General features: G+C 44.9%; 9 protein-coding genes and 1 pseudogene. 9 read left to right on the top strand and 1 reads right to left on the bottom strand.

The window, feature by feature from the left end; genetic code table 11:
- The first annotated feature begins 244 nt into the window (after positions 1 to 244).
- From O9332_RS17550 to O9332_RS17535, 4 genes and pseudogenes are all read left to right on the top strand, one after another.
- Complete coding sequence (locus O9332_RS17550) at positions 245 to 700, top strand: NUDIX hydrolase (protein WP_194018431.1); 456 nt, start codon at positions 245 to 247, stop codon at positions 698 to 700.
- A gap of 66 nt (positions 701 to 766) precedes the next feature.
- Positions 767 to 1,699, top strand: a pseudogene (locus O9332_RS17545) (formylglycine-generating enzyme family protein); the annotation flags it as partial.
- 658 nt (positions 1,700 to 2,357) lie between these two features.
- Positions 2,358 to 2,594, top strand: a complete 237-nt coding sequence (locus O9332_RS17540; RefSeq protein ID WP_002759215.1) for a ribbon-helix-helix protein, CopG family — start codon at positions 2,358 to 2,360, stop codon at positions 2,592 to 2,594.
- A complete protein-coding gene (locus O9332_RS17535; RefSeq protein WP_002759214.1) occupies positions 2,594 to 2,992 on the top strand; it encodes a type II toxin-antitoxin system VapC family toxin in 399 nt (132 codons plus the stop codon). The genes O9332_RS17540 and O9332_RS17535 overlap by 1 nt, the downstream gene beginning before the upstream one ends.
- Before the next feature lie 245 nt (positions 2,993 to 3,237).
- Here the strand turns inward: O9332_RS17535 and O9332_RS17530 are convergent, their stop codons facing one another.
- Positions 3,238 to 4,320: a hypothetical protein gene (locus O9332_RS17530; RefSeq protein WP_002759213.1), complete on the bottom strand. Its 1,083-nt coding sequence runs from the start codon at positions 4,318 to 4,320 to the stop codon at positions 3,238 to 3,240.
- 398 nt (positions 4,321 to 4,718) lie between these two features.
- Between O9332_RS17530 and O9332_RS17525 the strand changes: the two genes are divergently transcribed.
- From O9332_RS17525 to O9332_RS17505, 5 genes are all read left to right on the top strand, one after another.
- Positions 4,719 to 6,077 carry a CmpA/NrtA family ABC transporter substrate-binding protein gene (locus tag O9332_RS17525; RefSeq protein ID WP_288026625.1) on the top strand — a complete coding sequence of 453 codons (1,359 nt, stop codon included), beginning with the start codon at positions 4,719 to 4,721 and terminating at the stop codon, positions 6,075 to 6,077.
- A gap of 112 nt (positions 6,078 to 6,189) precedes the next feature.
- Positions 6,190 to 7,020 (top strand): nitrate ABC transporter permease, encoded by an 831-nt coding sequence (ntrB, locus tag O9332_RS17520; protein WP_288026624.1) that lies wholly within the window; start codon positions 6,190 to 6,192, stop codon positions 7,018 to 7,020.
- 69 nt (positions 7,021 to 7,089) lie between these two features.
- Positions 7,090 to 9,108 (top strand): ABC transporter ATP-binding/substrate-binding protein, encoded by a 2,019-nt coding sequence (locus tag O9332_RS17515; protein WP_185237178.1) that lies wholly within the window; start codon positions 7,090 to 7,092, stop codon positions 9,106 to 9,108.
- A 79-nt stretch (positions 9,109 to 9,187) separates the two neighbouring features.
- Complete coding sequence (locus O9332_RS17510; RefSeq protein WP_002759200.1) at positions 9,188 to 10,027, top strand: nitrate ABC transporter ATP-binding protein; 840 nt, start codon at positions 9,188 to 9,190, stop codon at positions 10,025 to 10,027.
- 355 nt (positions 10,028 to 10,382) lie between these two features.
- The gene (locus O9332_RS17505; protein ID WP_002759198.1) at positions 10,383 to 10,856 is read left to right on the top strand and encodes a phosphate-starvation-inducible PsiE family protein; all 474 of its coding nucleotides are present in this window, start codon (positions 10,383 to 10,385) and stop codon (positions 10,854 to 10,856) included.
- The last annotated feature ends 617 nt before the right edge of the window (positions 10,857 to 11,473 follow it).

Genomic DNA, 11,473 nt, shown 5'->3' with positions numbered 1-11,473 from the left:
GAAATGGGGCGAAAGTCTGTGGACTCTGTGTAAGACAGTACATGGTTTTTTAACTGTGGTATGCGACGGTGGTGGAAGCAGAAACTTAAATCGTGAGGTTTAGGAATCGCCGCACTTTTAGGGCGGCGAGGATGTCAAGATTGATATTGTTAGGGGTTGGGGGATAGGTGTTAGGCAATAGGCAATAGGCAAAAGTCCTAACTCCAGTAATCCCGTCCCCTTTTTTTATTTTTTAGCTTTATATATGGGTCGTGTTTGGCATTTTATTAAAAGTGTGATGGGAATTATCTTTCGTCATCCTGTAACTGGGGTGACAATAATTCCGCTGCTTGCTGATGGTACAATTGTTTTAATCCGACGCAGAGACACCGGCAAATGGGCCCTACCGGGGGGAATGATCGATTGGGGGGAAGATATTTTTAATACTGCTCAAAGGGAATTAAAAGAGGAAACAGGATTAAATTTAGTCAGTTTAGGGCGTTTAGTCGGGGTTTATTCCTCTTTTGAGCGTGATCCGCGCATTCACTCCATTTCATTGTTAATTGAAGTGACAGCGGCGGGGAATTTTCAGATCAAAGATACATTAGAAGTTAGCGAGGTGAGAGCTTTTAGCGTCGAAACTTTACCTCTAGGCAATCTCAGTCACGACAATGATCGCCAACTAGAAGATTATCTCAGGGGTGCCACTGTAGTGGCTTGATGTCGAGGGAAAGATAATGGAATTAGAAAGTTTGGTTAAAGGCAAGTGAGATAACATTTAGGGGAAATCAACACAATGACATTTGATGTGGTAAAAGTAAATGCCAAAGGTCAGGAAGTCGAACGAGAAAAGGCTGAAGCCTCATATTTCACCCAAGATTTGGGCAACGACATCACCCTAGAAATGATTGCCATACTGGGGGGAACTTTCACGATGGGTTCACCAGCAAATGAGAAAGATAGTTTTGATGATGAACGTCCTCAACATCAAGTAACTGTCCCCCCCTTTTTCATGGGTAAATATCCCGTCACCCAGGCCCAGTGGAGAGCAGTTGCCTCTCGCACCGATTTAAAAGTAGAAAAAGACCTTGATCCTGATCCTTCCTACTTTAAAGATCCCCCCAAACCCCCCTTTTTAAGGGGGGCTTCCGATTCCCCCCCTTTTGAAGGGGGGGCTAGGGGGGGATCGCCCACGCGCTGGGATAGACCCGTGGAACAAGTCAACTGGTACGATGCGATCGAATTCTGTGCGAGATTATCGAAACTAACGGTTCGGGAATACCGACTACCGAGTGAAGCGGAATGGGAATACGCTTGTAGAGCGGGGACAACAACCGCCTTTCACTTTGGGGAAACCATTACGGGGGAATTGGCTAACTACAATGCCAGCAAAACCTACGCTGATGAACCCAAAGGAGAATATCGAGAAGAAACGACTCCTGTGGGACAATTTTCCCCCAATGCCTTCGGACTGTACGATATGCACGGCAATGTCTGGGAATGGTGCGCCGATACCTGGCACGATAACTATGACGGTGCGCCGAGGGATGGCAGTGTCTGGACAGAAAATGGGTATGATAATCATTCTTCTCTGCGGGGCGGTTCTTGGTACATCGATCCATTTAACTGCCGTTCCGCTTCCCGCTACGACGACTACCGCCGCGACTACAGCGGCGACTACGGTTTTCGGGTGGTGTGCGGTGCTGGGAGGACTTTGTAGCCCTTTTTCTCTTTTTTCCCTTTTTACCCTTATTCCCTATTTTTTCTCTTTTCCTTTCTTTCCCGCTCTTAGGCGGGTCGATTTTTTTGAGAAAATGGCGTTAATTTTAAATTTTATTAAGACAATGAAAGAATTATCGGTTATCAGTTGGGAAGGTGGTGTTATATTATGGGTAGTAAAGTTGCTCAAAAAGCTGGTCAGTTTGCTATTAGAATAGTAAACGCTGATAAATATCTCAGCCCAGAAAAGAAAGAAGTTATCCTGTTATAATAAAGTTAATTGATAAGTAGGGTTTGCTAAATAAATCTAAAAACCTTGTTGGGTAAGACTTTTAGACTTTTGGTCAATCAAAAAGTCCCATATCTGGGAGGGATCGGGGGGAAAATCCCTGGACTTTTTCCCTGAAAATTAGGTAATTTACCAGATGAAAATGGGTAAAAACCTACACCCCACACCCCACACCCCACACCCTGTCCCCACGAAAAACTTTTTCAGCAAACCCTAAGTAGGTAGGCGTTAAAAATTATCAGATGCCCCCTTATCAAGGGGGATCCCCCCGCCTACCGGCACCCCCCTTATCAAGGGGGCAGGGGGGATCGAACCTAAAGTCCATTTTTCATTTAATTATAACCAGCTACTTATTTGCTTAATTTAAGTTATGAACTTCAACCTTTATCTGGAAGATGAATTAAGTCAGCAACTACAGGCTTTATCTCGCTCTACAGGCAAATCCCAGAATGCTTTGATTCGAGAAGCAATACAGCTTTTAATTACCACAAAAGAACAGTCTCAATGGTCGTCAACTATCCTTAATTTTCAAGGTATAAGTGATGCTATTGTTTTTGAAGCTTATAGAGAGGAACTTTCCCCACCTAGAGAAGATGAGGTGATTTAGTGCTGGTTTTACTCGATACTTGTACGATTAGTGATTTTGTCAAAGGTGATAGCAACACTCTAGGGCAGATCAAAAATCACTCTCCTAGGGAAATTGCCGTTTCTGCGATAACTTTAATGGAAATCGAATATGGACTACTTCTTAACCCAGCGAAGGCAAAGAAAATAAGACCCATTCTTGACGAATTTCTTGCTTCTATCTCAATTCTTGCCTTTGGCAATCAAGAAGCCATTTGCGCCGCTCAAATTAGAGCAGCTCTCAAACAATCCGGCACTCCCATTGGTGCTTACGATCTGTTAATCGGTGCAACGGCGATTACTCATAATCTTAAATTAATTACGGCCAATCCCCAAGAATTTGCTCGTATTCAAGGATTATCGTGGGAGAATTGGCGTTAAAGCTAATCGCCTAACTAATTCGAGAATATATAGGGTTTGCTGAATAAATCTAAAAACCTTGTTGGATAAAGTTTTTAGACTTTTTTTCCCTCAAAAAGTGCCGACCATTGGAGTGATTGGGGGGAAAATTCAGGGACTTTTTCCCTGAAAATTAGGTAATTGACCCCCTCAAAATCGGTAAAACCCTACACTCGGCCCCCACAAGAAACTTTTTGCCGCATACCCTAAATATTGGCTTTCTCTCTTTAACGGCTGATTCCGCGAAGTTGCTCCAGAAGTTGATCAAGAATGTCTTCCATCTCTTCCGGGCTTCTGCCCATCCTGACCGGTCCGCGCAGAAACTCTTTAACCGTTATCTTTTTATCGCGGAAGTCACGGACAAAATTATAGATTTTTTCGGTGGATTGAACTTGTAATTTCATCTCCTCTAGCATTTGCTCAATCGGGTCGATGCCATCCTTCTCACAAGCGCGACTGGCCCTCACCATCTCGCCTTCCGGGGTATTTCGCACCGATCGCAGTTCTCTCTTCAGGTTCTCGTACTGCTTTTTGAGTAGTTCGTTATTGGTTTCAACCCTCTCGCACTGTCGTTTGAGGTCGCTTTCCGATGAGCCTTCAACCTCGAAAGTGTCCCCCATTTGATGCTGTCGTTCGATTTCCAGCAGTCTGGCAATATCTCCCTCTTTATAGGCGCGGTTGACTTCCTTCATAATCTCGTTGTGACGCATCCGAGTTTCGGGGTCTGTAACCTTGTCGGGGTGAAAAATCTCAGCCATTCTCAGGAAAGTGCGGCGTATTTGTCTAGATTCAGGAGATTTAGGCGAGCTTTCAGGTGATATCTCTGTTCCATCATCGTGACGGTTATAGGAGTCTCCCCCAGAGAAGAAATCCTGCGCGGATTGCTCCGATGATCCTTCCGACTCTTCGTCTCCGAAAAGTTCGTCAAGTTCTTCATCTCCATCCTCAAATTTTGGGCTAATCACCCCCGTTAACTGAAGTGTCTCGTAAATTCCGAGAATCCTTTTTTTTGTCTGCTGCCCCAATTTTCTAGCAGTGAGGATTTCGTCAAAAAGGGCGTGTATTTCGCGGTCGAGGTCGGTAAGTTTTTGATAGAGGGGTTGCCCTCTCTGGAAAATCTCCGTCGCTAAGGAACGCATCTGGTCGAGGAATTTCTTCAGTTCGTTGCGTTTTCTGCCAATCTGCTTAAGGAGCCACTGATGCTCCTCCTCTAAAGCTTGGAGACGAAAATGTAGGGAAGACAGAGCCAAGGAAGGAGAGGTAGGCGAATCAGAGGAGTTCGGTGATTTCGGCTTTTTAGATCTGGTCATTACTTTGGGGTGAAAGCATATTGTCCATTCTACCAAGCCGGAAGGAACCGCATTCCTAAAACTCACCCTTGGCTCATTTTGTTGTTTCTCCCCACTTCCATCACCCCATCACCCCTGCGCCGGCGCTCCTGCGGAAACCTTTTTAAGTGGCTAGAAGCTAGATATATCAATGGTCTTAATTAATTCTTATCAATCGAATTAAATTTTTGTAAATAAAATTCTCGCTCGGATTAATTATTTTTTCCAAATTCCGCTAGACTTATTTAGTAAGTTCAATCGAGATTCAATATTCCATAGCTAAATTTCTATAGCACGGGCTAGAGGGAAAGTTTAGCGAGGGATTCCTTTACCCATAATTCAGCACACATATTTGCTTTAGCAAGCAGGTAGGAGATTCTATGTCAAATTTTTCGAGACGGAAATTTTTAACCACGGCGGCAGTTTCAGCGGCAGGGGCTGTTGTCCTCAAAGGTTGTGTTGGTAATCCCCCCGACACTACGGGTGGAACCACCACCACCGCGCCCGCTTCCCCGGTTGCTTCTCCCGTCGCCATCGCCCCGGAACAAGCTCCTGAAACCACCAAAATTAAATTAGGTTATATTCCTATCGTTGAGGCCGCACCCTTAATTATTGCCAAGGAAAAAGGCTTTTTCGCCAAACACGGGATGCCCGATGTGGAAGTCTCCAAACAAGCAAACTGGGGTTCCGCTAGAGATAACGTCGAAATTGGCGCAGATGCGGGCGGAATTGACGGGGGACAGTGGCAAATGCCCATGCCTTACCTAATTTCCGAGGGACTAATCACCAAAAATAACGTTAAAGTCCCCATGTATGTGTTAGCGCAGTTAAACACCCAGGGTAACGGAATTGCGATCGCAGGTAAACACGAAGGCAAAAATATCGGTTTAGACCTAAAACCCGCCAAAGATTACATCCTCGGCATGAAAACGACGGGAACTCCCTTCAAAGCTGCCTATACTTTCCCGAAAGCTAATCAGGACTTCTGGATTCGTTACTGGTTAGCCGCCGGTGGTATTAACCCCGATACGGATATTAACCTAATTGCCGTACCCGCAGCCCAAACCGTGGCCAACATGAAAACCGGAACCATGGATGCGTTTAGTACCGGCGATCCTTGGCCGGCGAGAATTGTGGCTGATCAGATCGGTTTTATGTCAGCTTTAACCGCAGAAATCTGGCCCTATCACCCAGAAGAATACCTCGCTATCCGCGCCGATTGGGTGGATAAAAACCCGAAAGCTACTAAGGCACTATTAAAAGGAGTTATGGAAGCGCAGCAATGGCTCGATCAGGAGGCAAATCGGGCAGAAGCGGCGGCAATTCTCGCTAAACCGGCTTATTTCAACCTCAAAGAAGAAATTATCGCAGGTCCCCTCAAAGGAATACAGAAAATGGGTGACGGCAAACCGGAAATCACCGACAAAAATAAAGGGGTTTTCTACTGGAAAGATCCCGCCGGTAGCGTTTCCTATCCCTACAAGAGTCATGATCTCTGGTTTTTAACCGAAAGTGTTCGTTGGGGTTTCTTGCCGAAAGAAACTTTAACCACTGCCTCAGCATTAATCGACAAAGTTAACCGCGAGGATCTTTGGAAAGCGGCAGCTACAGAATTAGGAGTTCCTGCGGCCGATATTCCCACCAGTACCTCCCGCGGTGTCGAAAAATTCTTCGACGGCAAAACTTTTGACCCCGCTAATCCCCAAGCTTATCTCGATAGTTTGGCAATTAAAAAATAGCGAGCTTTTCTCGATAGGCTAGGGGCATAAAATATCTAGTCTATTAATCCCAAAAGTGTTTTCTTCTCTCCCCAATCAAGTAACTTTATCTTCAACAAAGGAAAACGGCAAAATGGCAAGTAGCGTCAGCAGAACAGGTAAAGGTGGTTTCAACTTCGGTAAATTCTGGAAAAAGCATTCCCAAGACATTCTTCCCCCTATTATCGGTACCCTGGGTTTTCTGATTGTTTGGCAATTAGTCTCGATGCTGGGATTAATCAAATTACCCCCCCCATCCGACCTAATCACCAATGAACGGACTCGTACCTATTTAATGTATCCTTTCTTTGATCGTGGGGGCATTGATAAGGGACTATTCTGGCAAACTTTAGCGAGTCTGCAACGGGTATTAATCGGTTATTCTTTTGCCGCAGTGGTTGGTATTGGCGTTGGGATTATGGTCGGTTTAAATTCTTTCTTAAATAAGGCCCTCGATCCCCTTTTCCAATTCCTGAGAACAGTTCCTCCTCTTGCTTGGGTTCCCCTATCTTTGGCCGCTTTACAACAAAACCAACCTGCTGCTTTATTCGTGATCTTTATTACCGCAGTTTGGCCGATTTTGATTAATACCACCGTCGGTGTCCAACAAATTCCCCAAGACTATATCAACGTTAAACAAGTCTTGCAATTGTCCAGCAAAAAATTCTTCTTCAAGATATTAATTCCCTCGGCACTTCCCTACATCTTCACTGGTTTGAGAATTGCGATCGGTTTAGCTTGGTTAGCGATTATCGCGGCTGAAATCGTTATGTCGGGTATCGTCGGTATCGGTTTCTTTATCTGGGATGCCTACCAAAATAACTACATCAGCGATATTATTCTCGCGCTGTTTTATATCGGTGGTGTGGGTTTATTACTCGATCGCTTTATGGCTTGGTTGCAAAATCAAATCGTTCGTCAATAGGGAATAAATGGGGAAACTTTCCCCATTTCTAAATAACTGAAACTTGAGCAAATTTAAGGAGAAAAAACTATGAGTTTGTTTGTCGCTGTCGATAACATCGATAAAGTATTCCCCCTCAGTAGTGGCGGTGAATATGTGGCCTTGAAAGGGATTGACTTACAGATAAAAAAAGGGGAATTTATCTCCCTCATCGGTCACTCTGGTTGCGGAAAATCAACCCTCTTAAACATGATCGCTGGTTTAGATTTGCCCACGGAAGGAGTGGTGACTTTGCAAGGTCAAAGCATTAAAAAACCGGGACCTGATCGCATGGTAGTCTTCCAAAACTATTCCCTTTTGCCCTGGTTAACTGTCAAAGAAAATATTACTCTGGCCGTCGATCAAGTTCTCGCCCAACTATCAGAAGACGAAAGAAAAGCTGAAGTCGAAAAATATATCGATCTGGTCAATCTTCGTCATGCAGTGGATAAACGTCCCAACGAATTATCGGGGGGGATGAAACAACGGGTAGCGATCGCTCGCGCCCTAGCCATCCGTCCGAAAGTGCTGCTTTTAGACGAACCCTTTGGCGCGTTAGATGCCCTGACTAGAGGTAATCTACAGGAACAGTTAATGCAGCTGTGCGAAGAATACGAAATGACCTCGGTAATGGTGACGCACGATGTGGATGAAGCGGTGCTATTATCCGATCGCATCGTCATGCTCACCAACGGCCCCGGCTCAAAAATTGGCGGTATTTTGGAAGTGGATATCCCCCGTCCCCGCAAACGCATGGAAGTGGTAGAACACCCCAGTTACTACAGTCTCCGGAGTGAGATTATCTATTTCCTCAACCAACAAAAACGGATCAAAAAACTGCGCGCCCGCAAAGTCGAAGTGATTGCCCGTCACGGTTTAGAAAAAGTCAATCTAGAAATCGGTTTTGTTCCCCTCACCGCTTGCGCGCCCCTAGCAGTGGCCAAAGAAAAGGGATTCTTCACTAAACATGGTCTAGATGAGGTGAATTTAGTCCGGGAAACCAGTTGGCGAGGGGTTGTGGATGGGATCGCAGGGGGATTCCTCGACGGGGCGCAAATGCCTTCGGGAATGCCCACCTGGTTAACCGTCGGTGGTTATCAGGAGCAACCTTTGCCGATTGTCAGCGCCCTGACTATGACTCGTAACGGTAACGGTGTCACCCTCGCTAAACGCTTCTATGACGAGGGAGTGATTGACGGTAACGCTTTAAAACAGATGCTATTGGAATCGAAGGAGCAGCGCCATATTTTTGGCATTGTTCACCCCTCCTCGATGCACAATTTGCTCCTACGTTACTGGTTAGCGGCAGCGGGAATTGACCCGGATCAAGACGTTCACCTCGAAACTATTCCCCCAGCCCAAATGGTAGCCGACCTGAAAACCGGTAGTATTGACGGTTACTGTGTCGGTGAACCCTGGAACCTACGGGCCGCTATGGAAGATATCGGTTACACTGTCGCTACCGACTTAGAAATCTGGCAGGGCCACCCGGGTAAGGCCCTGGGAGTCCGGGAAGATTGGGCCAATAAATACCCTAATACCCACGTCGCTTTAGTTAAAGCACTGCTGGAAGGTTGTCGCTACTGTGCCGAGGAAGGGAATCAGGAAGAAATTCGTCAAATCCTCGCTAGTCGTCAGTACCTTAGTACCAATATAGATTATATCCAACTAGGTGATCCCAACTCCTACGCGTGCAGTCTCGATCAACCGATGAAAGAATATGCACACCATCTGTTCTTTGGGGATGGAGTCAATCGTCCCAGTCGTACCGAACACCTCTGGATGATGACCCAAATGGCGCGCTGGGGCCACATTCCTTTCCCCCGTAACTGGGTAGAAATTCTCGAACGCGTCTGTCGGGTGGGTGTCTTTAGTACCGCGGCCCGGGAATTGGGTCTAGGGGATATTAAATATCGTCGCACACCGATCCTTTTATTCGATGGTATCGAGTTTGATGCCGAGGATCCGATCGGTTATCTCAATAGTTTAGAGATCAAACAAAACGTCACCATGGCCGAAGTGGCTATTGATGCTCGTCCTAGTGCCAGTGAATCTCGCAAAATTGCCTAAAAATCGACTAAGGGGATAATTCCTAGCCAATTATCCCCAGCCATTGCTCCTATTAACTAATTTCCCCCAAAGACTAATCATGTACACTACCACCGACACCGTTAACCGAGCAACCCAGACCCCCAGTAAAGAAGCTTTTGTCACCATTGAAGGAGTTTCTAAGGTTTATCCCACTGCTAGAGGCCCCTACACCGTCCTTAAGGATGTTAATCTCAGCATCAATGAAGGTGAATTTATCTGTGTGATCGGTCACTCCGGTTGCGGTAAATCGACCCTATTAAATATGGTGTCGGGTTTTTCTTCTCCCACCGATGGCATTGTTAAAGTTAACGGTAAGAAAATTACTAAACCCGGGCCCGATCGCATGGTAGTGTTTCAAAACTATGCTTTATTGCCTTGGTTAAGCGTTTTTGAAAATGTCTATCTCGCGGTAGATGCGGTGTCTCCCAATGCTCCAGAGGCACAAAAACGCTCGATCGTGCGGGAACATTTAGCGATGGTGGGTTTAACCGAAGCTATGGACAAAACCCCTCCCCAAATCTCCGGGGGGATGAAACAACGGGTTTCGATCGCCCGGGCCCTTTCTATCCGTCCAGAAGTATTAATTCTCGATGAACCTTTCGGCGCTTTGGATGCGATTACCAAAGAGGAATTACAGGAAGAATTGCTGAAAATCTGGCAAGATAAACGCTGTACGGTGTTGATGATCACCCACGATATCGATGAGGCCCTTTTCCTCGCTGATAAGCTGGTAATGATGACCAATGGACCAGAAGCGAAAATCGGCGAAGTGATGAATATTCATTTCCCCCGTCCCCGCGATCGGGAGAGAATTATGGAGGATCCTGAATATTATCGTCTGCGTAACTATGCCCTCGACTTCCTCTATAATCGTTTCGCTCACGATGATGTTAGCTAGATGTGAGCATTTGTATTAGTTTGGGGTGCGGTTGACTTAACAGCGATCGCACCTAGATTTTTTTTCTGGGGAAGCCTTCTTCAAGTAAAATTATCTCTAACTAGGTAAGTAGGTAGGCACAATTATTTGTAGGATGGGTTAGCGGTAGCGTAACCCATGCGGGCGTTGGGTTTCATGCTTCAACCCAACCTACGTTCATTTTATATTTAATTCCACCCACCCACTTAGATGTTAAAAATTGTCAGATACTCCCCTTATAAAGGGGGGATTAAGGGGGGATATACTTACTTGTTAACTAAATAGAACAATTAGCAGTCAAATACAATAATAATTTTTACTTTTTACTTAATCGATCATGCTCAAACAGATACGGAAACTACTTATCAATTTTGGTCAACAATGGCGCGATGAAGATTTCATGAAGTCGATTCATATCATCGAAAACATAGTTTCTAAGGTTTTATCCGTAGCCTTAATTGTTGTTATTATTGTTTCTCTTTATGATTTAGTAGTTATCCTAATCAAAGACCTATTTACTACGGAACCCGTCGGTTTTTTTAGTAAAACTTTAATTGAAATCTTCGGATTATTTCTCAATATTTTGATCGCTTTAGAGTTATTAGAAAACGTCACTGCTTACTTAAGAAAACACATCGTACAGGTTGAATTAGTCGTAGTTACGGCTTTAATTGCCATCTCTCGAAAAATTATTATTTTTGATCCCAATAAATACAGTAAAGATGATTTAATTGCCCTCACCGTGGGAACCTTAGCTTTAGCGGCAAGTTATTGGTTAATCAGAAAAGTTAATCGCGATAATCGTTCTTGAATTAAGGGAAAGGGATAGATTTTCTAAATCTATCCCTTCTAAATAGGGTTTGCGGCAAAAAGTAGGGGCGAAGCATTCGGATAGGAAATCTAGGGTTTCAGCGATAGGTTATGCCCGAATGCTTCGCCCCTACAGGACGCGGGCCGATGAAGATGTAAGGTTTTGAAACATGATTCTCTCAAAATCTTGCACCTGTTTCGCTCGTAAAGCCCCAAAACCCTTACTTTGCCTACATTTCACATTTATTCAGCCAGCCCTAGGGCTGGCTGAATAAATCTAAAAACATTGTTCGATAATACTTTGAGACCTTTTTGAAATCCAAAAGTACCAGCCATTGGAGTGAGCGGGGGGAAAATTCCTGGACTTTTTCCCTGAAAATTAGGTAATTGACCACCTGAAAATGGGTAAAACCCTACACCCTACACCCCACACCCCACACCCTGCCCCCAGGAAAAACTTTTTGCCGCAAACCCTATTTACCGAAATTTTGGGTTAAAGCCCCGTCCTTTTAGGACGGCTTTTTAAACTATATCTTGTTAACTTAACTTTTATTGTGCTATACTGATTTTGTCTAAGTCCCCCCTGCGTAAAATGTTTGTCTTAGAGTTTAAAGTTAA

It is taken from the genome of Microcystis sp. LE19-10.1B (assembly GCF_027530565.1).
Classification (GTDB): Bacteria; Cyanobacteriota; Cyanobacteriia; order Cyanobacteriales; family Microcystaceae; genus Microcystis; species Microcystis aeruginosa.
Note: the sequence above shows the minus strand (reverse complement) of the source record. Positions and strands in the feature narration are given on the sequence as shown.